Source organism: Paenibacillus sp. FSL R7-0652, from assembly GCF_038595045.1.
In the GTDB taxonomy this organism is placed as follows: Bacteria; Bacillota; Bacilli; order Paenibacillales; family Paenibacillaceae; genus Paenibacillus.
Genome location: NZ_CP152001.1, coordinates 531,588 through 556,022, shown reverse-complemented (window position 1 = coordinate 556,022; position 24,435 = coordinate 531,588). Strand labels below are relative to the sequence as shown.

Below are 24,435 nucleotides of genomic sequence, written 5' to 3'. Positions count from 1 at the left end.
CCACCTAACTTACACTATGTATGCAGCGAGCTAAGATTCAGATTCGATTCGTTTGGATTGGGATTGGATTCCCTTATGCTTGGACTGCTGCTTAAGCTTGACTTGTCTTAATTCGGCCTTGGCTTGAGTCTAATTCTCAGCTGCGAGACATACTAAAGGGGTGTTCACCAATACCGTTCTCACGGTCAGCTGAACACCCCTTTTTATATTTATACTTGCTTTGCTCCGCTCTGCACACTTCCTTTACAGCAGCAGTTTCAAACCCTCCATCTCGAACAGCAGCTCTGCTGCCCCGCCCTCATAACCCGGACGAAGCCCCAGAAGCCGTTCCAGCATTTCATGCAGTTCAGGCGTAAGTCGAAGTTCCTCCTGCCAGCTGGCAGGGGCGCTTCCCTTCTGCGGCTCATACGCTGAGTACAGCATAAAAAGCAGAAAGTGTCCGATATCCTGCAGATCCTGATCAGGTACAGCTGGCTCATTTTCGGCCTCAGGCACATCCTTCATTCGGCGCTTCAACTCTGGCAGCAGCGGCTCCCCCAAGCGTCTTGCCAGGCCAAAATCAATCAGATACACCTGTCCCTCTCGTAAGATGACGTTAGGGATTCGTATGTCGCCGTGAATATACCCCTGCTCATGCACATGAGCAACCGGAGTCAGCAGCTGAATGGCGAATTCAATGCACTCAAGCTCTGTATACTGCTGCCCCTGCTCGAAAATTAAATGTTCCAGTGTCTGTCCGCGAATGTACTCTGTCACCATGTAATTCCGTCTTCGCACTGTAAATGCGTCCAGCAGCTTAGGAATTGAAGGATGATGCAGGTGATGCAGCACGTCCGCTTCCCGAAACAACAGCCGTGCGGCAAGTTTCCCCTTGCTGGGCTTCGACTCCTTCAATGCCACTTCTATTCCAGTCTGCTGGTCTACACACAGATAGGTAAGTCCATAACTCCCTATACCCAGCAGCTCCCGTATAACATAACGCTCCCCGACAATCATGTCTTCCCGCCCCGGACGGTCTGTCCACAGCCCAAGCAATCTACGCCAGCTTCGCTCCAGTTCCACGCTGCCTCCTATGCCAGTATGCTGACCCCGTTTATCGTAAACCGAAAAATGGCGGATCAGCGGCTGGACTTCATGTTGTATTGGAGCTAATTATATCAGGCCGTATAGGTTGAAATCACGATCAGCCGTAATGCAGGATGATTATTAATGTAAACTGATCAGTCATGATCATCAAGCTTCCTTATGTTTCTTGGGCAGCAGACCAAACAGCATACGGAGCGAAGTGACTTTGGACTTGCGTTTTCTTCCCTGGTAACTGCGCAGATTCGTGACCAGTTCGCGGTCCCGTTCCTCCTCCAGCTTTTCGTTCATCCATACACGCTGCTTCTCCATCTGTTCCTGCAGCGCAAGGTGGGTTTCCGCCAGATGCTGAAGTGTGAGCTCCAGTTCATCTACACGATGCTGCAGCAGCTGCACACGATCATCCTGTTCCTGCTTTGGTTCTACCGCACCGTAAGTGACCTCACTTACAAGCTGACCCAGCCCTTCATACGATCTCAGCTGGCCATGCTGATCCACTTCCAGCAGCGGTTTGGAATCAGGGCCAGACAGCACGGCACTGGCAGCAGCACACTCCTGTTCTGATTGCTCGTAAGCACTCTGCACTAAGTCCGGTTCTGATTGTTTTTCTGCCGGAGACAGCACCGTGACTACGGCATCAGCCAGCGGCAGATTATGCTCACGAAGCTCCGTCATCAGGCGTTCAATGCACTCGATATCATCGGATTTGAACAATCTTGATTTATTCGCAGCACGTTCGAAGCGATATCCCTGCTCCTCCAGCGCTGCCGCATATTTACGAAGAGTACTGGCGCCTATTCCCAGGCTCTTGGCCGTTTCCGTCGTTGCTCCTGCTTCTTCAATCATTTTTAATTCCCTCCCGGTATGAAGTCTTTTGGGCTTGCAAAATAACGGCTTCAGCGTTCCTGCAGCGAACTGTCATCGGATCGGGTAACCTCTCTTCTGCACAACAATGGATATGGATTAAAATAACCTTTCACACACACCCCATCAGAGTTCCTTTCTGCATGTCGATAAGTATTCGTCGATGTGCACGCATAACCCTTTGACGGTTTAGTTCTGTTTCTGCGGAATCATAAGAACTTTTGTCAGGTATCATTTTCGTAGAAAATTCCCTTTATCCGACAAGCTGCAGGAATGCTGTCATGTCGGAATATGGACATGCAGATGCTGTCTAAAATTCAGAGTTCAAGTGATTCATGTCATTTTTGTTAACTCCGCCGCTCCAATACGCTCCCGCGACAAAGGAAATCATTGCTGTATGGCTTTTTTATGTGTTATCTTATGTAACGTAGAATTGAACATCGGCATAAAATAAAGCACTATACTTAACATAAGAATAATCAGGTAACGGATAAATTCATTGTAAACGGAGGCTGAAGGCAGTGTTAGGCAAATCAGGTAAGGTGGCAGTCATCGGGGCAGGTCTTGTGGGTTCAAGTTGTGCATATTCGATGATTAATCAATCGATATGCAGGGAGATTATGATGGTTGATCGGACGTATGACCGGGCTGTGGCACAGGCTCTGGATTTTTCTCACTGCATGGACTTCACTCATAACCGAACCAAAGTCTACGCAGGGACCTACGCCGATTGCGGCAGTATGGATGTGATCATTCTGACTGCAGGAGCCAATCCGAAGCCAGGGCAGACGAGACTGGATGTTCTGGAGGAAGCGGAGTCCATTGCCAAAGATATTGTGGTCCCCATTATGGATAGTGGTTTTAATGGAATTTTTGTCATCGCGGCGAACCCCGTGGATATCGTTACGTATATGGTATGGAAATTATCTGGTTTGCCGCGTGAACGTGTGATCGGAACGGGTACATCCTTTGACTCTTCACGGCTCAAAACACTGCTGTCCGAGGTATTCTCCATCGATCCGCGCAGCGTACACGGTTATGCACTTGGTGAACATGGAGAGTCCCAATTTGTTGCCTGGTCGCATGTGACGATCGGAGGCAAACCTATTCTGCATATTCTGGATCAGCATAAAGAACGCTTCAAACACCTGAACCTGGACGATATCGCCAAAAAAACGAAGGATGCCGGTTGGGAAATATTTACCCGTAAAGGCTCGACTCAGTACGGCATCGGAAATGCACTCGCCCACATTACCCGCTCCATCCTGAATGATGAGCACAAAATCATTGCCGTTTCCGCTATTCTGGACGGCGAGTATGGGCAGCGGAATGTCTGCGCAGGAGTCCCGGCCATCATAGGCGAAGGCGGCATTCAAGAGATTATCGAATTAAATCTCGACCAAGCCGAGTTTGAGAAATTCGAGCGCTCCTGCGAGATTTTGTCGGGTAATATCAACCGTCTGACCATCGCTTAAGCCCTATAAATCCTCCTTCCAGACGAACAAAAAAAATGCACCTCTTGGAATGTCAGCAGATAGACTACCGATTTAAACCGCTGACTATTCTAAGGGGTGCAGCTCAAAACACGATCAGCAAGCTAAAAGTATCCTCTATTTATTTTGGCCCAATAGATACTCGCACAGGTTAATGTACATTTCCTGCATTTTAAGAGATCTTAGAAGATAAGATGGATTAACATCAATTGGTGCAATCAGCTTTAGGATTGAAGCAAATTCTTCATAGGTTGGGGGTAATTCACTCCGCAGATAATCATCCGGAACAGAGAAGTATTGATTGCGCTCCCTGATCTCTTTTATTTTTTCACTGTGAAAGAGTATGGAATTTTCATCATTTTGAGCAGAGCGACCACGTAATCGATAGTTAAGTATGTACAATAGGTCCTGTAAAGATCGTGTTTGTTTTTCAGTGAAATCATGATCCAGCAGGTACATGAAATAAGGATGTTCGTCCGAGGCAGCCACTGTTTTAATAAGCTTGATTTGGTACTTCAGGAGCTCAAGCTGTTCTTCTACATTCATTACATTCCCACCTTTACAATTCGCTAAATGAATAAGATAGACACTCTATGTTCCTTTACACGATCAGCATACTCCTTTTCCCCAAAATACTTCAATAGAATTCCGAACGCTTCTCTCCCTTCAACGGATAACAAAAAGGACACCCCTATATATTGTCGGCGTGTCCGTATATATCATCTTAATTCAACTTGTCTAGATATTATCTCGAATTAATTGGGTGCAATTCGCGGCTCATCGGAAGGTCCCCACTGCTGCAGGACACGCTTCAGTTCACTCAGCATCACAGGCTTGCTGATGAAGTCCCGCATCCCCATTTCCAGACATGCCTCCTTGTCTTCACGACGGGAATTTCCAGTTACCGCGATAATCGGAGGAATACGATCCTGCGGAATCAGCCGGTGTAACAGATTTGTAGCCTTAAGCCCATCCATCACAGGCATATGAATATCCATCAGTACAATATCATACACATTCTGAGAGATCGCATCAATCGCTTCTACCCCGTTGGTACACACATCTGCCTGGTAACCCAGTTTCTCTAAGTATTCCTGCAAAATCTTCCGGTTGACCGGATGATCCTCTGCCACAAGAATACGCATTGAAACCTTGTCACTTTGACGTGTACGTTCATGCTGGAACTGGCTTGCCGACTTCTCACCAGATGCCTCAACACGAGCTGCCGGAATTGCAAACCGGAAAATAGAACCTTCTCCTTCAGTGCTCTCGACACTGATGCTTCCGCCCATAATCTCAACAAGTCTCTTGGAAATCACAAGCCCCAGTCCTGTACCGCCATATTTACGGTTAATGACCGGATGCAGCTGCGAGAACGACTGGAACAGCTGGTCCTGTTTGTCCGCAGGAATGCCGATTCCTGTATCTTCCACAGCAAAGTCAAGCACCGTATCCTCGGGTTTGCTTCCCTTAATCATATCTACGGTGACGTCAATACTTCCTTGATCTGTGAACTTCAGTGCATTGCCAACCAAGTTCACCAGAATCTGCCGAATTCGCATCGAATCTCCGGCCATATAATCCGGAATATTCGGGTTCAGACGATAGCGAATCTCAAGATGCTTCTCATCCGCTCGCGGCTTGAACAGCTCCGCGACCTGCTCCAGCATTTTGCGCAGCGAGAATGGCTCGTAGGCCAGTGCCATTTTACCAGACTCCAGTTTGCTGAAATCGAGAATATCATTCAGAATATTCAGCAGTGCATCACCACTCTCCTGAATGATCTGAGCGTACTCCCGCTGCTCCTCTGACAAGTCTGTACCGACGAGCAGTTCGGTCATTCCTACAATGCCGTTCATCGGTGTACGGATTTCATGACTGACAAGAGAGAGGAACTCGGACTTGGCCTGCGCGGCCAGCTCTGCGGTTTCTTTGGCCCGAACAATTTCACGTTCTCCAGTGACGTCATTAAAGACAATAACCGCACCGCGAATCTGTCCCTCGTCAATAATCGGAGTAACCTGATACTGTACGAGGAAGCTGCTGCCGTCTTTTCGCCAGAACACATCCTCCGTCACTGAACGCGTATGCCCATCCAGTACCGTCATATGAATTGGACATTCCTCTTTCGGGAAGTAGCTGCCGTCTGCACGGGAATGGTGAATAATTGGATGTGAGCTTTTCCCGATGAATTCATGAGCTTCGTACCCGAACATCGAAGCGGCCGCCGGATTCATAAACATCGTAATACCATCCGCATCCAGACCGTAAATCCCTTCGGTAACGGTATTGAGAATCAGCTCATGCTGTTTGCTCAATTCCTGAATACGTTCTGTGTATTCTTTACGCTCGGTAATATCCGATACGATGCCGTAGACGCCAACCATTTCTTTATCTACAATAATTGGCACATTCGTTACGGACACTTCAATTTTGCGACCATTCGAACTAACAACACGAGTCTCATAATACTGAGGCTCTCCTTCCTTCACAAGCGCGAAGAAAGCTTCACCTTTTTGCATTTCGTTCTTATCTAGATTCGATAAAAAAGACTGACCAATCAGCCTATTGCGCGGAATATCAAGCATCTGCACCATATTGCTGTTTACCGAACTATACTTGCCATCCAGATCCAGAGAATAGACCGCAGCCGGATTATACTCGAACAATGACTTATACCGCTGACGGCTTTCGCGAATACGTCTGTCCGCATCCTTCTGCTGCGTAATATCCCTGCTGATGCTGACAATTTGAGTTACTTTGCCATGTTCTCCAGCCACTGGCTTCGCCAGTGTCTCCATCCAGATGTAATGTCCACTCTTATGCAGGACCCTCATCTTGCAGCCATCCCCTATACTCGGCAGTTCCAGAAGATCAGGAAAATCTCCGGGGTAACAGTAGGACTTAAATGATTTCCCCGTTACTTCCTCCGGCGCGTAACCCAGCAGTGTGTATACAGATGGAGATACATACAAGAGTGTGCCATCCACGCTGCAGGTTGTAATCAGATCCTGTGCATGGTCTGCCAGTACCTGGTACTTCTCCTGTGTCTCCTGCAGTTCCTGTTCAATGATTACTTTATCCGTCACATCTTTGGCAATACCATAGATGCCAACGACTTGTTCGCCTTCTGTAATCGGTATATAGGTAACCTGTGCATGTTTCACAGAACCATCTTTATGATAAAATGCCATCGATTCACTGACTGAATGCCCAGCCAGCACCTTTTCGATAAATTGTGCTCGTCTCTTCTCACTTTCAGGCGGGCTGATGCGATCCCGACTCACCCCTGCAAGCTCTCCTATCTTATAACCGGATAACTTCTCGAAGGAAGGATTGGCATCCATATGATTCCCTTCAACGTCCATGACATAGATAGCATCCGGATGGTTAAAAAACAATGACCGGTAAGAGCTTCCCTCAGAAATAATTCGTTTCAGGGTTTCCGTTTTATTACGATCCAAAGGCCTACCCCTCTTTTCTCAGCCAAATCTTCTTCTTTTCACAAAATTGAATATACGCCGCTTTCGGCTGTAACAGGCTTACCCTCGAATAACCATGTACGCCTGACAAGAAACAGCTTTTTTTATTTTACCAGATTCTCGTCTAATTTTGCTTATAAAAGAGGATAAAATTCATATGGATCGAGATGAAAAAGATGGAATTGAGGTGCCTGGATATTAGAATGAAGAAACCTGAGACTGCTGCATACCGAATATTCGTATGCGCCGCCTCAGGAGAGGTTTCTTTTGTTGTTATACTTCCTTTTTGGCAAAATAGATCATACCCACAGCAATAAACAGTACGGCACTGCCGCCAACGACTGTTAATAGCGAAGTCAGCGGCACATTATATGCACCGAACCCTGCGCCCTCGATAGGAACCATCAGAATCATCGGCTGTGCCCATGGATAATACGGACCAAACGAAGCGGAGTTCACGACCAGAATATTAGGAATGGTCAGGGCAAAATTTAAGGCTAGCGGCGCAGCAAAGCTGCTCCAGATTAGAGAAACAAACATCTGCAGAGCCGCCAGCGGCACACATGCTAGAAGTCCGAGCAGCAGCTTGCCGGCAAGGAATCCCCAAGGTACAGGGTCCACATGGCCTTGAATCAATCCGACCAATACGATCATTCCGAACAAGAGCAGCTGTGTACCTGCCAGAAGCGAGAGTACTATGGTGAATTTGCCCAAATATAAACCTGCACGTGTAAGCGGAAGGACAAGCAGTTGTTTCCATCCTCCACCTGCATGCTCGAATCGGCATACAAATGAGGTAAATACACCTGTAAGCATCGGCAGCAGCAGCATACCGTGAAGCGTAACCATAACGCCCAGCAGTGCCCCCCAGTTACCCGAAGTGGAAGATAACAGACCGATGAGCAGCGCGATCAGTGGACTGATCAGAATCAGAAGCCAGACAGGAGATTTTGCCATTTTCAAACGTTCGGCAGATAAAATACGGAAGTAGGCTTGCATATTAGGCCACATCCTTCCGGCTGAAGTGCATCATACCCATCAGCATAATCAAAATTCCTAAACCTGCGCCCATCCCTGCGTATAGATATGCATTAGGGGCACTCCAAGCCATTTGAGCCCATGCCAGCGGGAACTGGGGAGAGATGGACAATGCGAACATACCGGTAATGGCAAGAATAATGCCGAAGGTAACCGGAAGCGCCTGATTTTTGGATACCAGCGTAAGCCATAATTCGATCGATAGTACCGGCAGTGCACCAGCCAGCGGCATGAGCCCCAGCTTCAGCGCCTGTGACCACGGTATTTCTTTTGCATCAAAACCAAGCACTAGGCCCAGTCCAACAATACCTACGCTCAGCAGCAGACAGGAGATGATAAGCAGCAGACAGGCCATCAGAAACTTGGCCAGATAAACGGCCGATCTGGGAATCGGCATCGCCAGCAGCTGCTTCCACGAACCCTGATCATGCTCGATACCAGCGATCATGGAGCTGAGAATGGTCGCACCCAGCATTAAAGCGAGCGGCACAAACACAATAACATTTCCAAATAATCCTCCCCACAGATTCTCTGCATACTGCTCTTTCAGATAATCCAGCCTCAATCCAAAATTCAAAGCCTGCATGGCTGTTAAGCCAATGGGGGCAAGAAACACGAGAAACCAGATGCCTTTGCCGCGAATTTTGAGCCAATCCGCCGATAATGCACGCCCTGTCATATGGAAGCCCCCTCGCCAATGACACGCATGAAGAGATCTTCCAAAGACTGTCGTTGTTCCTCCACCCGGTATACATCATGATCCTGCTCGATCAGACGGCGCACCAGCAGTGCAACTGCATTATCATCCATGTAAGGGAACGTTAGTGCGGCTCCCTGTCTCTGACCGAATTGTCCCTGTTCACGAGCCAGCTTCATTGCTTTTTCCGGTTCGGATACCGTTAGTCTAATGGAACTTCCCGTCTGACTGTGCAGACTTGCAATCGTATCCTGCAGCACCATTTTGCCATCCCTGATGATGCCGACCCGGCTCGCCATCTGCTCAACCTCGCTCAGCAAGTGGCTGGATACAAGGACTGTAATCCCATGCTCCAGCGGCATCCGTTTGATAAGCTCGCGGATCTCCTGTATACCCGCCGGGTCCAGTCCGTTTGTTGGCTCATCGAGAATAAGCAGTTCCGGGTCGCCCAGCAGAGCGCTGGCAATACCGAGACGCTGTTTCATCCCGAGAGAGTAGCCTTTTACAGCACGTTTAGCATCTTTGGTCAGATCAACGATGGACAGCACTTCAGCAATTCTTGATTTGGGCACATTGATAATACGCCGCAGCACTTCCAGATTCTCTACCGCATTCAGATGTCCATAGTAGGAAGGATACTCTACCAGGGAGCCTACACGGCGCAGAATATCCATCCGTTCCTTGCGAATATCCTTGTCGAAGACTCGGATGACACCTTTGGTCGGTTTGATCAGGCCGAGCAGCATGCGGATGGTTGTTGTTTTACCGGCACCATTGGGACCGAGGAAGCCGTAAATATCTCCCTTTTTAATATGCAGTTCGAGTTCACGAACCGCTGCACGGTCCTTGTATGTTTTCCATAAATTCGCTGTTTGAATAATATTTTCACTCACGATTAATCACCTCGGAACTATCGTAATCCTCCAAGGTTAAAGCAAGCATGGGTCCAAGTTTAAGTTTAGTTTAAAAAGTAGACATGCTTCCCTATTCAAAGCGCACGTTCATCCTCTTTGCCGCTGTAGAGATAGGTGCGAACACCTGCTTCGGAGCTGTCTACCCGCTTACGCAGGCCCATCTCACGAATCAGAAGGTCCACGATGGATAGGCCAAGTCCAGTACCCTTGGTTCCTGAATCCGGCTGCATACCGGGTCCGCGATCTTGGATTACTACAGCAGTCCGTCCCTGTACCTGTTCGGTGGATATGCGGATATACTTTCCGCTGGCCGCATGACGAACTATATTTTGAAACAAATTATCCAGCACACGACGCATACCCTGCTCATCCACCTCCCAGATTAACGGATCATCCGGCAGATCAATATCGATCTCGAATTCCTCTTTCTCCCACACCGGATACCATGATGCCGCCGCTTCTCTAACCATACGCAGCACATCTTTCTGCTCCAGCTTCAATGTATATCTTCCGCTGGTCAGCAGATTATACGAAAGCATATTGTCGATAAGCTCACCAAGATCCTGCATTTTATTCTCCATACGACTCAGCGCACGGATGCCCTGCTCGCTGAGGTTTTCTTTATGCAGCGCATGCATATGACCACGAATAACTGTTAGCGGCGTTCGCAAATCATGTGATAATCCTGCAACCAGCCGTTTGCGAAGCTGTTCCTCCTCCTGCTCACGCTGGCGGCTGTCTGTTAACTGATACACCATCTGGTTAAAGGATTCCTCCAAATGTCCGATCTCATCCGACCTGCGGATTTCCACCGGGAGCGGTATGCCCTCCTTACTCGGAGCAATCATCGCTGTCTGCAGACGAATCAGCCGCTTGCGGATTTTAGCGAAGAACAGTACGGACATCACGATAAATATAATAAAAACAATCAGCATCACAGCACCGAAATAGATAAATTCGAGCAGTCCATTATCGGATGAACTCTGGAGCAGGTCACGGGGAACTTCGATCACCATAAAACCTTGTCCTTTGTCTTCATTCTCTCCTCCAACATATGCAACAACGGTTAGAGGATCACGATTTAAAGCTTTTTTCATGAACTGTACCGTAAAATTTGCTGTCCATACCGCAGGAATTCGAGTCTCTTCTGATCTTCCGGTTACCAGTTCCCACTTCAGTATGACATCCGAATTAGAAGCCTCGGACATCCCTTTTGAAGTTCCCGAAGTGTTCAACGACTTTTGCTTGGACACCTCAGCTTCTGTACCCCCAAGCACCAGTGCCGTTTTCCCGGAAGCATCCACACGATACATGGCGGACTTCGGGTAACTCTTCTGCAGCTGCTTCATCCGTGAATCAATAGTTTGCCCTGAAGCCCCATCCAGCTTTTTCGATTCTATTGTCCACATATCCGTAATCAGTTGCGAATCACCATAAGGTGCATCTTCAACAGGTTTTGCATTGCTGATAATTACAACAAAAACGGTGGCTACGAGCGGTACCACAACAGGCACAAACAGGACAGCTGCCAAAATAAGAAGCATGTATCTGGACATAAGAGATCGCCCAAATTTCAGTTTCTGCCGGACTGGCTGTTCCGTGCTGCTGTCTCTGTCCCGCTCAGACTTCTTCGCCTTTCGCTTCCTAAACCAGATCATGGCTTCTTCACGCGATATCCCACGCCGCGCACCGTCTGAATAATAACCGGATTAGCCGGATCAAGCTCCAGCTTCTCGCGCAGGTGCCGGATATGCACCATCAATGTTTTGTCTCCGTCCAGATAAGACTCATTCCAGACAGCCTCATAGATCTGTTCTTTGGTACGAATCATGCCCATATGCCTGAGCAGATAAGCAAAGATATGGAACTGTTTCCCTGATAAAATAATCTCCTCTCCCGTCTGCTCATTAACGATCCGGTTATCCTGCTCATAGATCGAAAGGTGCTCCAGCCTAAGGACGTTATCGCTGGATACCGATGCACCTGCCTTGCGAAGCTGAACCTCAATCCGCGCAGCGAGCTCGTCCGGGTGGAACGGCTTGGTCACATAATCATCGGCAAAATCAAGCCCGTGCAGCTTATCATCAATGGATGTCCTGGCCGAGAGCATAACAATGGGTATGGCAGGATGTTCTTTTTTTAGCCGCTGACCTACTGTAAATCCGTCCAGTCCCGGCAGCATTACATCCAGTATCACCAGAGAACACTCCGCTGCGGCTTCGGATGCTCCTTCACCGCTTCCAAGCCACACGACCTCATATCCGCGTTCCTCCAGGTCTTCTCTCACCCATGCTGCAATTTCAGTATCATCCTCAATGTATAACAGTTTGGTTTTCATCTATGTATTCGTTTCCTTTCCATACCCTTTGGGTTAATGATATATCTGGACATTCTGCACAGCTGCAGATCCTCAGAGCTAAAGCGCACTGTCTCAAGATTAAATGCCAGCCCGGCTGCACAAGCTACACTGTCTGCAATCACTGAAAAGTTCAACCAGTTCAATGTTTCTCGCCTGGAATCAACCTCTATGACTTTATACGTTCCATTATAACGCAATCCGCTGTCACGTAATATGAGGCTGTCTCATTCAGTAAAGACGAATCTACATAGCAAATCCATGTTTTGTATAACTATTTTAGATCTGACGGGAGGAATTTACATGCTGCTCGAAGCCATCTTTCATCAACCCAAACGGAACTGGGCCTATGCCTATGACCAGGATACCATTCGTCTGCGACTGCGGGCCAAAAAGAATGATCTGACCGAAGTTTTTGCCCTGACAGGGGATAAATATGCATGGGAAGAAACCCGGGATATGGTTCCTCTGACCAAATTCACATCGGACTCCATGTTTGATTATTACGAAGGGGAGGTCAAGCCTCCGTATCACCGTTTGAAATATGCTTTTCTGCTCAAAAATGAAGATGAAAATATCTGGATGACCGAGACGGATTTCCAGGAAGAAGAACCTGATGATCCGGGCCGCATGTTCCAGTTCCCTTATATTCATGCCGGGGCTGTATTTACACCTCCCGCCTGGGTGAAGGATGCGGTTTTTTATCAGATTTTCCCCGAGCGTTTCGCAAACGGCAACCCTGAAATCAATCCCAAAGAGGTCGAACCCTGGGGCGGAGAACCTACACCATTTAACTTCTTTGGTGGTGACCTGCAGGGAGTCATGGATCATCTTGATTATCTTAGCGACTTAGGTATCAATGCGATCTATTTCACCCCAATTTTTGAAGCGAGGACCAATCATAAATACGATACCGAGGACTATCTGCGCGTAGACCGTCATTTCGGTGATGCGGATACCATCAAACGATTGGTAAAGATGTGCCATGAACGTGGTATCCGTATACTGCTGGATGCCGTGTTTAACCATTCCGGCAAAACATTTGCTCCGTTCCTCGACGTACAGAAGCATGGTGCCGCATCTAAATACAAAGACTGGTTCCATATTCACGAGTTCCCGTTAGACGTGAAGGATGGCATTCCAACCTATGAGACATTCGGATTCGAAGCACATATGCCCAAGTTGAATACGGAGAATCCGGATGTAAAGGCATATTTGCTGGAGGTAGCCGAATATTGGATCAAGGAAGTTGGCACAGACGGCTGGCGTCTTGACGTAGCAGACGAAGTAGACGATGCCTTTTGGCGGGATTTCCGCCGCGTTGTCAAAACAGCCAACCCGGATGCTTATATTCTGGGAGAAATATGGAATGAATCTTCTGCCTGGCTGCAGGGCGACCAGTTCGATGCTGCGATGAACTATCCGTTTACCGCTGCTGTGAATGGATTCTTCGTTGAAGATAAAATGCACGCTGAACAATTTGCCAACTCGATCGGCCGCCAGTTATCAAGATACCCGCTTCAGGCAAGCGAGGTCGCATTCAATTTGCTGGACAGTCACGACACTCCGCGGCTGTTAACCCTGTGCGAGGGTGATCAGCGCAAGATGAAGCTGGCTGCATTGTTCCAGTTCAGTTATATGGGAGCTCCTTGTATCTATTACGGTGACGAGATCGGGCTGGACGGTGAACATGATCCGGGATGCCGCAAATGTATGGAATGGGACGAAGCAAAGCAGGATCGGGAGCTGTTTAGCTTTTATCACAAGCTGATTGCCCTGCGTCATGCTCATCCTGCACTGCGCGCTGCGGGAACCGTTCGTTTCCTGCAGGCCAAGGCAGGAGGCAGCCAGCTTGTAATGGAGCGGCAAAGTGACGAGGAGCGCATTCTGATTCTGTTCAACCGTTCGGAGGAAACAGCCATCGTTGAACTGGAAGCAGGGGATCAGCCATGGACCGAGCTGTTTGAAGGCAGCCACCGGACTGCCCTGGAAGATGGTGTACTTGCCATAGAACTCCCTGCCTACGGATATGCGGTGATGCGTACCGAGTTAGAGAATACCTAGAAGAGTGAGCAGGTCAAAACCTGCAGGTGTAAGATCATTCAGATCACGCATTTGAATTCTGTACACGTTTGATCGCCAACTCCAAGAAAGCGTGCGGGATCCTGAACTTTCAGGGTCCGGCACGCTTTCTCGGATTATAAGGTACTGAAATGTTTAATTTCAATCAAACAAAGGTGAACAGCTGATCGTTCATCGGCTGTTCACGCGGCTGCCTATAGTCAGGCACGATTCGGACACATCTTATCGATCAATGACCTTTAAACGTATTGGTGATCTTACTCAGAAGCGGTTTCTGATGTTTCTGACGCCTTATGTGCCGTACCAGCTGTCTCTTCAGATTCTGCACGCTTCGCCTTGGGTTTAGCCAGCTTCTCCATCATTTTACGACCCGTTGGTGTCTGGGCCAGCCCGCCCTGCGCTGTCTCGCGATGACGGCTTGGCATAGCGCTGCCCACCTCCAGCATGACATCGATAACTTCATCAGACGGGATGGCACTGCGAACACCAGCGAGCGCCATGTCAGCCGCAGCCAGTGCCGTAACGGCTCCAAGTCCGTTACGAACGATGCACGGAATTTCAACAAGCCCGGCTACGGGATCACAGATGAGGCCCAATGTATTTTTTAAAGCCAATCCAACGGCATGCACGACCTGCTCCGGTTTACCGCCTCTCAGCTCCACCATCGCACCGGCAGCCATGCCAATCGCAGAACCAACCTCTGCCTGACAGCCGCCTTCCGCACCGGAAATAAATGAATTGTTGGCAATCACATATCCGATGGCTCCGGCACAGAACAGTCCATTCACCAAGTGTTCATCAGTCCAGCCGAAACGCTCCTGCGAACTGATGAACACCCCCGGAATGATACCGCAAGATCCCGCCGTTGGCGTAGCCACGATACGTCCCATTGAAGCATTCACTTCAGATACGCACAATGCATAAGCCATAGCAAGGGCAGAGGCATCACCAGAACATGTTTCCCCTTGGCGAATATATTCGGCCATCTTTTTCCCGTCTCCACCTGTCAGTCCACTGCGCGAGGTTGTATCTTCTGTAAGACCTTTGCGAACGGCTTCCTTCATTACCTGATAGTACTCCGACATCTGCTTCACCACGTCTGCTTCCGGTGTGTTCGTCTCCTGCACCTGCTCTTCAATCATCAGCTGCGCAATCGTTTTGGACTCCGCTGTGCAGATTGAGTTTAACTCATGCAAATGTTTAAATCGCATTCGGGTCAACCCCTCTCTTCAGATCAATCACACGAATATCCAGCACATGATCCAGTGAACGGAGTTTCTTCAAAACCTCTTCACTCGGAGGTGCATCCATTTCCATCGCCGTTAAAGCTTCACCATCGCGCGCCTTCCGGTCCACCTGCATGTATCCGATATTCACGCCGGAGGAGCTGATCGTTGATGTCACAGATGCGAGCACTCCTGCCTTATCCGCATGACGCAGGACCAGTGTCGGAAACTCCCCGCTGATCTGTACACGAAAGTCGTTCAATGCATGTACAGATACACTGCCTCCACCAATGGAAGCCCCCTTTAAAGAGCATTCCCGATCACCGTGCCATAGTTCAATTTTGACCGTGTTCGGATGAGGAGCCGGCAGACCACTCGTGTAGAATTCTACCTCCATACCCGCTTCAGCCGCATACTGCTCTGCATCGGGAATGCGAGGATCATCTGTAGCATAATCGAGCAGGCCCCCGATCAGTGCGAGATCAGTCCCGTGCCCTTGGTAGGTATCTGCAAATGAACCATACAGGGTAAGCCTTGCACGTTCTGGCGTACAGCCCAACCATTGACACGCAATTCGGCCCAGTCTTGCGGCACCGGCTGTATGTGAACTGGATGGCCCTGTCATCGACGGACCGATAATTGAAAAAACATCTTTAAATCGCACCTTATAACCCTCCAATTAGTTTCGTCATCGTCATTCAGACAATACCCGCCACTATGTTCCTTGATCTACTGAATGATGACAATAAAAAAGGACAGAAGAAGGCCGTTAGCCCTCTCTCTGTCCTTGATACCTGAGAGTTTCATGATCACAGCACCGGGCAGAACAGGATCAAGTACATTCCAGTACACGTCTGTTCGCCGGCTGAAGAATCATATACCCCTTGGGTGGCGCTTCTTTCGCGCACTCTCCAGAGCTGCGTCCAACGATGGTACATTTACCTGAGAGATTAACGATTATGCCGGGTGCATAATCGCTTGCTCCTTCGGTGCCTTAAGCCTGCCTATACATTCCAGTTTCGGCATCTGCTGTATGCAGCATATCGATTGGTAACATATTGAATCAGCCCGCTCAGGTCTCTCCCGCTCGTTATCATTCGCTGTATTCTTTTATTTCATTACGAAATTTCAAGTGTTGGCATTCATTCAATCATATACAGAGTAATATGACGCACTGCATATGTCAACAAAAGTGACGTAATCTCAAAGCACTTCATTTTTCTCTATATTATATGCGCTTTTCATTAGGATTGTTCGATGCTTGTTCCATATCTTTCATACCCGGAATACGACTTACTTTGCTTTCGGAATCTGAAGAGCTTCTGCCCATGCCTGCAGTTTCTCCACTGTCCATGAATCATTCTCACCCATGATCGAGTAACGCATGCCCTTCTCACTCCATGACAAGTTGCGGATGATAGACATATACGAACCTTCCGTATCGCGAATACTTACCTTCTTTTCCTCTGGCAGCAGGTCCTCATCTACGTTTTCCTCTGGTGCTGTGAATACAGTCATACTGATCTCCGGCTTGTTATCTTTCACATAGTATAACGTCACCTCATCCCGGCCGTGCTCACCCATGGACGAAGTCAGCTCAATTCTGGACAATTCCATATCTTGACCAACGTACTGCAGGAAAGCCCCTCCAACGGCCTTCTCTGCCTCTTCGAGAGATACCTCTTTGTTATTCATCACATCATTCATTTTTTTCACTTCCACATCTGCCGGAATGTCCAGCTTGAACGTTTCGTCCGTGAACTCGGGATTGTAATCAATCCGGTCATACAGAACTTCTGATCTGGTATCCCCATACGTACTGGTCGCTTTGACAATCATCCACTTTTTGGGGTTTATCCAATACTCGGACGAAATGGACAGTGAATTCTCGTCCTTCGGCGTTAGTTCAATATGGACCACCTCTTGACCTTGAAGCTTCTCTTGACCCAGCATCTTCACGTTATGCGTATCACGCATCCGCTCCAGCTGATCTACCAGCATCTGCTTCTGGGTTTGGTTAGGCTCCTGCTGGAACGCGGATGAATCCATTGAAAATGCAGTTTTTGCCTCTTTCTCATAGATCAGAACCTCTGATCCGTTATGAACAGCAGAGCTTACATTTCCATTATCATCTGTCTCAACCCGCTGCTGTCCTGTTTTTCCATCTACCCATTCCTTCACCTTTATGGTGTTCGTAATCTTCTCATCCGTCCACATCTTTAACACACCTTCTGCATAGTAGGACGCCGGCTCCGACTCGGCAGTAATAATTTTTTCAATCATGTCATCCCCTGACATACCAAGCAGCTCCTTTTCTGCACAACCTGCAAATAGTGAACCTGCGATCAAGACTGCCCCTATCAACTTCCATCCGTTTTTAATCATAAATCATCATCCTTCCTTAGATTATATCCAGTGTTTCATCCGGGTTCCTTCTTTCCGGCAATCGGCAAGCAGCTGCAGTACCGTATTGTTCAGAGGACCACATACGTATATCCCCTCCGTGTTTTAATGCGATTCTTCTCGCTATGCTTAATCCTAATCCAGAGCCTCCTGCATAACCGCCCATCTGCTCTTTGTGATATTGAACGTACGGCTCAAAAATCCGCTCGAGCTGTTCTGCCGGAATAGGAGGGCCTTCATTGTGCACGACTATCAGTGCTGCTCCGGTTCTGTACGCATCCAGTTCCGCGCCCAGGGATGGATCGACCCATCCGGGCAGTTCCGCTTCGGAATCAATTACAGCGAGCCCGATACTCCCTTGGGGCGGAGTGTAGCGAAGCGCATTATGCACCAGATTATCAGTCAGACGCATCAGTGATTCAGGATGAACCCGGTAATCGTGACTTGTACGTACAGACATCCGCATATTGTAGTTTTCACGTTCCGCAAGTTCTCTGTAACTGCCAAGCAGCATTTCGAAGAACTCTTCTCCTTCTACCTCAACCATAGCCAGCTCTGAATCACCAGAACCTAGTGCTGTATACGTTTCAAGCTCTCCTATCATCCGTTTCATACGCTCCACATTTCGAGCAATAACCTCTTTATATTCCTGTCTTTCTAATCGTTTGGAGCCTGTATCCATACTGAGTGCTTCCGCGTAAGCACTGATCGACATCAGAGGTGTCTTTAGGTCATGAGACAGAGAAGCCACAATCATCTCTTTTTCTTTTTGCTGCTTCTCCACTTCCATCTGAGACTCTCTGATGGTCTGCTGCATTGCATCAAATTGCTGTAACAACATACCCATTTCGTCACTGCGAACGCCGCCCCTTATCTCATCCGGTCTTTCTCCACGGGCAAACGCGTCCATCCTGTTCATCAACATCTTCATAGGGAAGAAAAGCTTGCGGGATAACAACCACAACACCGTTCCGTACAAGATAACAAAGAATACAACTGCCCCGCTGATCACCCAGATTGTTCGAATCGATAATCCTTCCAGCCAAGCTTGACGCAGCATCGTTATTTCATAAATTCCTGCCAGTTCCCCTTGATTCCAGACCGGTTTTTTCAGCGAAAACGTGCGATGGCGCATCTGCAGGTTATACAGGTTCCGATATAATTCAGAGCTTCTTACTGTATATCCACTTGTTGACCAAGCATTTCCGCCAGAAGTGTAGACCCGAATACCAGAGGGCAGATATAGATTGAAACTCAGCTGTTCGCTGGCAAGGGCAGATAGAGTTTGATTACGCCCCGGGGATTGCAGTGAGTACAGCGTTGGATCATTCAGCACCTTCTCTATCGGAGCAAGGCGTTCGGTCAACTCCACATACTCCCCTACTGCACGCTGATTCTCATAATAATTGTATAAGGAAAACAAGGCCCAGCCTGCTGCCACAGGCAGCAGCATGACAATCAGGAAAGCAAGCATCAGCCAATATTTCAGCCTCATTCGACCCGCTCCCCGATAAAACGATAACCACTTCCCCATACGGTTTGAATCCAGCGCGGCTGGTGCGGCTCGTCTCCCAGTTTTGCTCGCAAACTTTTGATGTGCACGGTAACTGTGCTGGAGCTTCCTTCAGCCGATTGACCCCACACATGTTCGTAAATTTCTGTTTTCGTGAAAGCCCGATTTGGATGTGAAGCCAGAAGAAGCAGCAGTGCTCCTTCTTTTCCCGTGAGCTGCAGTTCCTCACCGTGCAGTTTCACCTGTTGATTTAACGGGTGAAGCGTCAATCCATCATTGTATTGCAGAAGAACAGAATTGGATGGAGAACCGGAGCGGCCCCCTTGATACCGCCGATATCTGTTTAGATGGGCTTCGATCCGAGCCGTAAGTTCCGCCAGACTGAAAGGTTTGGTAATATAATCATCCGCGCCCAGGCCGAGACCTTTCAGCTTGCTTTCCTCCTGCGTACGAGCACTCATGATCAATACCGGAACATCGCTGATTAACCTGACATGTTTACACACTGTAAATCCGTCCATCTCCGGCAGCATCAGATCCAGCAGTACAAGATGATACTGTCCGTTTTTGAAATCTTCCCAGCTCTCCAGTCCGCTTGACGCCCAGGTCACTGCATACCCTTCACGGCGCAGATGGTCCATCAGAATACGGGCAATTTCCGGGTCATCTTCTACCAGCAGTATGTTATCCTTGTCTGTCATTGCACTTTCATCCTCCCATGACTAAAGTGTAGCGAAGAATACGTATGATTCCGCAAAGTTTATACTTTCTTTATAATTACAGTACAGTACGTACCTCAAATTGTTAGATCGTACCCCAAAACAAAAAAGAGCCCCCTGAACTTCAGGACGCCCGAACAGTACATCACATCACAATGCCTCTTCATAACTCGTATAAACATAATTGATTTCTATTTATCCTAGCACGGCCTCTCCCATCTGGCAAACAATCCCAAGTATTCAGAATTCACAAAAAGCCCCCGGATGCATTGATCCAGGGGTTCCGTCTTCTTCTTATGATGTTATCCAAAACGACCCATAATATATTCCTGCGTCAGACGGTTGTCCGGATTGGTAAAGATATGTTCTGTTTCCCCATGTTCAACCAGACTGCCGAGATAAAAATAAGCCGTATAATCCGAGATGCGTGCCGCCTGCTGCATGTTATGGGTGACAATAACGATCCGCAGCTCCTGCTTCAGCTCCGAGATCAGTTCCTCGACCTTACCCGTCGATACCGGGTCAAGAGCGGACGCTGGCTCGTCAAGCAGCAGAATCTGTGGGTCAACAGACAGCGCGCGTGCGATGCAGAGACGCTGCTGCTGACCACCCGAGAGTGCCAAGGCTGACTCATGCAGCCTGTCCTTGACCTCATCCCAGAGCGCGGCGCGGCGCAAGCTTTTTTCCACAATTTCATCCAAATCCTTTTTACTCTTCGTACCGCGATAGCGGGGGCCAAATGCGATATTGTTGTAAATGGACTTATGAAAAGGGTTTGGCTTCTGCCACACCATGCCGATCTTCTGACGAAGTTTGATCACATCCGTACCCGGCTCATTCAGATCGTTACCATCCATCCAGATGTGTCCCTCCGTGCGTGAACCGGCAATCTCATCATTCATCCGGTTCAATGAACGGAGAAATGTTGATTTACCGCATCCGGACGGCCCAATCAGGGCCGTTACACTGGCTTCGGGAAAAGTCAGGCTGATCTGTTTCACGGCCTGAAAATGCCCATAATATATGCTTAACTGTTCCGTACCAAATGGTATGGCCATGTAGGGTTCCTCCTTATTTCGAAGCTGTCATCCGGCGGTAAACCACCCGGCCGATCCAGCGTGCACTCAGATTGAAAGCCAATACCAGAATGACCAGCACGGCAGAAGCACCTGCTGCGATTTCTTTGGAATCCGGCCCAATGCCTTCACTGTTGACTTTCCAGATATGCACCGCTAGTGTTTCCGCAGGGCGCAGCGGGTTAATCGGTGACCTTGGGCTTGTCGGATTCCAATCCGTAAAGTCCAGCGGCGGACTGCTCATACCCGCAGTAAACATCAGCGCTGCGGCTTCACCAAAGATCCGGCCAGAGGCCAGAATGGTCCCTGTGATCAAGCTCGGCAGTGCCACAGGCAGCAGGATGGACGTAATGATTTTCCATTTGGACAAACCTAGGGCAAGCCCTGCTTCTTTCTGCTCTTTAGGAACAGCCCGGAAGGCCTGCTCCGTCGTACGGACCATCAGCGGCAGGTTAAATATGGCCAGTGCCATTGCACCCGATAACAGGGAGAAACCAAGGCCAAACGTATTGACGATCAGCAAAAGTCCAAACAAACCGATAACGATCGACGGGAAGGATGACAATACTTCGACAACCAGACGAATGAAACTTGTAATCCGCCCCGGTTTGGCGTATTCCGCCATATAAATACCTCCGCCCCAGCCGAGCGGGATCGTAATAATCAATGTTAGAACGAGCAAAAATACAGAGTTAAAGAGCTGCGGTCCGATACCGCCGCCGCCTTTGAGCAATTGCGGTGCACTCGTCAGGAAGTGCCAGTTGATCTGTCCAATGCCCCGGAACAGAATAAATCCGAGTAAACCGAGCAAAAGCACAACAATGAAGAGAGCCAGAATTACGATGACAACTGTTGCAATTTTATCCGCTGTTTTTGGCTTCATTCTCATACCCGGTTCCTCCTTTCAAGCAGGCGAACCAGAATGACAAAGACAAAGGTCATTACCAGCAGGACAAGCGCCATGCTCCACAATGCATTGTTATGAACAGAACCCATCGTGGTATTACCCATACTCAGGGTGATTACACTTGTTAATGTTGAAGCGGATTCGAGCAGGGATTGCGGTACATGCGGCGCATTACCGATAACCATCTGTACTGCCAAAGCCTCACCGAACGCCCGAGCCATACCGAGAACAATACCTGTCAGCAAAGCGGGAAGTACTGTCGGAATGATTACGCGATAGATCGTCTGCCATCGTGTGGCACCGAGCGCATAAGAAGATTCACGCAGACCTTTGGGTAGAGCTGACAGCGCATCAGCCATAATGCTGGTTACGGTAGGCAGAATCATCACGGATAGAACCAGACATCCGGCTGCAATTCCGATGCCGGCTCCTCCGAAAATACTGCGCAGCATAGGAACGATTACACTCAGACCGATAAATCCGTATACAACAGACGGAATACCGGAGAGCAATTCAATCGCAGGCTGCAAAATCTTTTTACCTTTACCGGGTACAATCTCTGTCATAAAGAGTGCTGCACACAGACTAAGTGGACTTGCAATTAAAGCTGCCAGCAGGGTGGTTGTGAATGAACCCGTGATAAACGGCAATGCACCATATACTGCAGGCTCACCTGCCGGATTCCATGTTTTGCCGAATAAAAATTCACGCAGACTGATGCCATCCTGGAAAAAGGTCGATAACCCTTTGGATGCCACAAAATATACGATGGAAAACATGACAACGATCAGGAACACGACACATATCGACGTATAAATCCGTCCCGTCCACTCTTCCCAGTAATGTTTCTCTCTCAAGGGCCGGCGTGGTTTCAACTTGCTGTTCATCACCGTTCCCCCTTCGGTCTGTTCCATAACAACCATCCTTCTATAGTGGAATTAGTGCAAAATATGGGAAAGTTATTCAGCAAACCGCGTAAAGAGGCAGGACATGGGTCCGCCTCTTTCGCTGTATGCGCAAGTCCAAAGCGTGTTACTGAGTCACATTACCTGCTGCATCGCGTTTTACTTTCATGCCGGATACCGGAATGTAGCCCAGATCCTTAACGTCTTTTTGTTGGATTTCATCACTGAGCATATAGTCGAGGAATGCTTTTGTTGCCGCATCCGGCTCACCTTTTGTATACATGTGCTGATAAGCCCATACCGGATATGTTCCTGCTTCTACGTTCTCGACTGTAGCTTCAACACCACCATATTTCAGAACTTGCAGGCTGTCATCCAGGTAAGACAGAGCCAAATAACCAATTGCTCCTGGCGTTTCAGCTACAAGTTTCTTAACTGTACCGGAAGAATCCTCTTGAATTGAACCTTGAATATCTTCTACTTTCGTTCCAAGCGCAAAGTTCTCAAACGTTGCACGTGTACCGGAGCTGCCTGGACGGTTAACAATGACGATGGCTTGGTCTTTACCGCCAACATCTTTCCAGTTCTTGATTTTACCGGAGAAAATATCAACCAGTTGTTCTTTCGTCAGATCCGTTACACCTGCATCTTTGTTGCTTACGGGTGCGATGGCTACGACTGCTACTTGGTGATCAACCAGTTCTTTAGCTTTCGCTTCGTCTTTCAACTTCTCTTCTGCAAAAACGTCAGAGTTACCGATTGTGGCTTGTCCTTCGGAAACCTGTGTCAGGCCCGTACCACTACCGCCACCTTGTACTTGAACCATTACGTTCTTATATTCATCAACTGCCATAAATTTTTGTCCAGCTTGCTCTACCAGAGGCTGCAGTGCTGTTGATCCAACAGCCAGAATGTTACCGCTGAGTTCAGCAGCAGCACCTTCTCCTGATCCACTGCTTGCGGCTCCATTTGTCGTACCTGCGTCGTTTTTCGATCCGCATGCTGCAAGCACCAGTACGAACGTTAAGGTCATCAAAATAAACGGCAACTTTTTAAACATGTTTTGTTTTCCTCCCCCAATGTAGTGATGGCGTTTTGTGAATTTGTGTGATCACCATCAACTCTTTAATCATTGTAATTTCGGTATGTCATCTGAAAATCAATGTTTTGTAAACGCAATGTTAAAAATATGAATGGGGATAAAATACGAAACATATTTTTGATTGCTGGCAGCCGCTTCGGGAACGGACGTTGTTTCAATCGCTGTTATCCCCGAATATATTGGATTAATAATGTAGAGGATTATATCCGGGGATAAAGGCGAGCGCTTCGCTTTTCCACAATCGTTCTGTTGCCTCCGCTGCGTCAGCGCTCATCTGTTTCTAAAACATTTGATTCCCCATCCAAAAGGGAGGGGCAGGGGAAAGAGTACTCCGTGCTGGGCGTTTCGGTTACGGATCATTCTTCCGATCGCTGTTGTCTCCAAATCGTTATGGATTTTATTTTTCATATGTAAACATTCCGAGACAAAGGCGAGCGCTTCGCTTCTACAGAATCGATTCCGTCTCCTGCACTTGATCACTTCGTTGGAATTCCAAAAGCTTTGATTCCAGCTATGGGTGGCAGCAATGGAAGTCCTGACTCAAACAAGGTTCGTCCCGAGAAAAGATATGAACA

General features: G+C 48.3%; 20 protein-coding genes and 1 riboswitch. Of the genes, 2 read left to right on the top strand and 18 right to left on the bottom strand.

The features are described 5' to 3' along the window. Positions 1-243: 243 nt before the first annotated feature. Together MKY97_RS02645 and MKY97_RS02640 are read right to left on the bottom strand one after the other, a co-directional pair. The gene (locus tag MKY97_RS02645) at positions 244-1,062 is read right to left on the bottom strand and encodes a protein kinase (protein WP_342553984.1); all 819 of its coding nucleotides are present in this window, start codon (positions 1,060-1,062) and stop codon (positions 244-246) included. 171 nt (positions 1,063-1,233) lie between these two features. Further along, positions 1,234-1,929, bottom strand: coding sequence for a hypothetical protein (locus tag MKY97_RS02640; protein WP_342553983.1), 696 nt, complete (start codon positions 1,927-1,929; stop codon positions 1,234-1,236). 539 nt (positions 1,930-2,468) lie between these two features. On the opposite strand from MKY97_RS02640, the gene MKY97_RS02635 reads away from it, so the two are divergent. Then, a complete protein-coding gene (locus MKY97_RS02635) occupies positions 2,469-3,422 on the top strand; it encodes an L-lactate dehydrogenase (RefSeq protein ID WP_342553982.1) in 954 nt (317 codons plus the stop codon). A 135-nt stretch (positions 3,423-3,557) separates the two neighbouring features. Here the strand turns inward: MKY97_RS02635 and MKY97_RS02630 are convergent, their stop codons facing one another. The 7 genes from MKY97_RS02630 to MKY97_RS02600 all read right to left on the bottom strand — a co-directional run bounded on the left by MKY97_RS02630 (position 3,558) and on the right by MKY97_RS02600 (position 11,909). Then, on the bottom strand, positions 3,558-3,986 hold the full coding sequence (locus tag MKY97_RS02630; protein ID WP_342553981.1) for a hypothetical protein: 429 nt from the start codon (positions 3,984-3,986) through the stop codon (positions 3,558-3,560). Between the two features lie 209 nt (positions 3,987-4,195). Further along, positions 4,196-6,904 (bottom strand): PAS domain S-box protein, encoded by a 2,709-nt coding sequence (locus MKY97_RS02625; RefSeq protein WP_342553980.1) that lies wholly within the window; start codon positions 6,902-6,904, stop codon positions 4,196-4,198. A gap of 291 nt (positions 6,905-7,195) precedes the next feature. Beyond that, positions 7,196-7,921, bottom strand: coding sequence for an ABC transporter permease (locus MKY97_RS02620; RefSeq protein WP_342553979.1), 726 nt, complete (start codon positions 7,919-7,921; stop codon positions 7,196-7,198). Position 7,922: 1 nt separating this feature from the next. After that, positions 7,923-8,639: an ABC transporter permease gene (locus MKY97_RS02615; RefSeq protein WP_342553978.1), complete on the bottom strand. Its 717-nt coding sequence runs from the start codon at positions 8,637-8,639 to the stop codon at positions 7,923-7,925. Continuing rightward, entirely contained in the window at positions 8,636-9,550 is a 915-nt protein-coding gene (locus MKY97_RS02610) for an ABC transporter ATP-binding protein (RefSeq protein WP_342553977.1), read from the bottom strand. Before MKY97_RS02610 ends, MKY97_RS02615 begins: the two co-directional genes overlap by 4 nt. Positions 9,551-9,645: 95 nt before the next feature. Next, entirely contained in the window at positions 9,646-11,127 is a 1,482-nt protein-coding gene (locus MKY97_RS02605; protein ID WP_342553976.1) for a HAMP domain-containing sensor histidine kinase, read from the bottom strand. Positions 11,128-11,225: 98 nt separating this feature from the next. Continuing rightward, on the bottom strand, positions 11,226-11,909 hold the full coding sequence (locus tag MKY97_RS02600) for a response regulator transcription factor (protein WP_342553975.1): 684 nt from the start codon (positions 11,907-11,909) through the stop codon (positions 11,226-11,228). 321 nt (positions 11,910-12,230) lie between these two features. Here MKY97_RS02600 and MKY97_RS02595 point away from each other — a divergent pair, with 321 nt between their 5' ends. Then, entirely contained in the window at positions 12,231-13,991 is a 1,761-nt protein-coding gene (locus MKY97_RS02595) for an alpha-glycosidase (protein ID WP_342553974.1), read from the top strand. 275 nt (positions 13,992-14,266) lie between these two features. Here the strand turns inward: MKY97_RS02595 and sdaAA are convergent, their stop codons facing one another. The 9 genes from sdaAA to MKY97_RS02550 form a co-directional block, all read right to left on the bottom strand. Continuing rightward, positions 14,267-15,220: an L-serine ammonia-lyase, iron-sulfur-dependent, subunit alpha gene (gene sdaAA, locus MKY97_RS02590; protein WP_342553973.1), complete on the bottom strand. Its 954-nt coding sequence runs from the start codon at positions 15,218-15,220 to the stop codon at positions 14,267-14,269. Continuing rightward, positions 15,210-15,899 (bottom strand): L-serine ammonia-lyase, iron-sulfur-dependent subunit beta, encoded by a 690-nt coding sequence (sdaAB, locus tag MKY97_RS02585; protein WP_342553972.1) that lies wholly within the window; start codon positions 15,897-15,899, stop codon positions 15,210-15,212. Before sdaAB ends, sdaAA begins: the two co-directional genes overlap by 11 nt. 107 nt (positions 15,900-16,006) lie before the next feature. Next, positions 16,007-16,160: riboswitch (glycine riboswitch) on the bottom strand. 368 nt (positions 16,161-16,528) lie between these two features. Continuing rightward, entirely contained in the window at positions 16,529-17,620 is a 1,092-nt protein-coding gene (locus MKY97_RS02580) for a sigma-E factor regulatory protein RseB domain-containing protein (RefSeq protein WP_342553971.1), read from the bottom strand. Between the two features lie 16 nt (positions 17,621-17,636). Further along, entirely contained in the window at positions 17,637-19,133 is a 1,497-nt protein-coding gene (locus MKY97_RS02575; RefSeq protein ID WP_342553970.1) for a HAMP domain-containing sensor histidine kinase, read from the bottom strand. Continuing rightward, the gene (locus MKY97_RS02570; RefSeq protein WP_342553969.1) at positions 19,130-19,852 is read right to left on the bottom strand and encodes a response regulator transcription factor; all 723 of its coding nucleotides are present in this window, start codon (positions 19,850-19,852) and stop codon (positions 19,130-19,132) included. The genes MKY97_RS02575 and MKY97_RS02570 overlap by 4 nt, the downstream gene beginning before the upstream one ends. Before the next feature lie 320 nt (positions 19,853-20,172). After that, positions 20,173-20,928 carry a phosphate ABC transporter ATP-binding protein PstB gene (gene pstB, locus MKY97_RS02565; RefSeq protein ID WP_342553968.1) on the bottom strand — a complete coding sequence of 252 codons (756 nt, stop codon included), beginning with the start codon at positions 20,926-20,928 and terminating at the stop codon, positions 20,173-20,175. 13 nt (positions 20,929-20,941) lie between these two features. Continuing rightward, the gene (gene pstA, locus MKY97_RS02560) at positions 20,942-21,829 is read right to left on the bottom strand and encodes a phosphate ABC transporter permease PstA (protein WP_342556208.1); all 888 of its coding nucleotides are present in this window, start codon (positions 21,827-21,829) and stop codon (positions 20,942-20,944) included. Positions 21,830-21,831: 2 nt separating this feature from the next. After that, positions 21,832-22,740, bottom strand: a complete 909-nt coding sequence (gene pstC, locus MKY97_RS02555; protein ID WP_342556207.1) for a phosphate ABC transporter permease subunit PstC — start codon at positions 22,738-22,740, stop codon at positions 21,832-21,834. 145 nt (positions 22,741-22,885) lie between these two features. Beyond that, entirely contained in the window at positions 22,886-23,818 is a 933-nt protein-coding gene (locus MKY97_RS02550) for a phosphate ABC transporter substrate-binding protein PstS family protein (RefSeq protein WP_342553967.1), read from the bottom strand. Positions 23,819-24,435 lie beyond the last annotated feature (617 nt).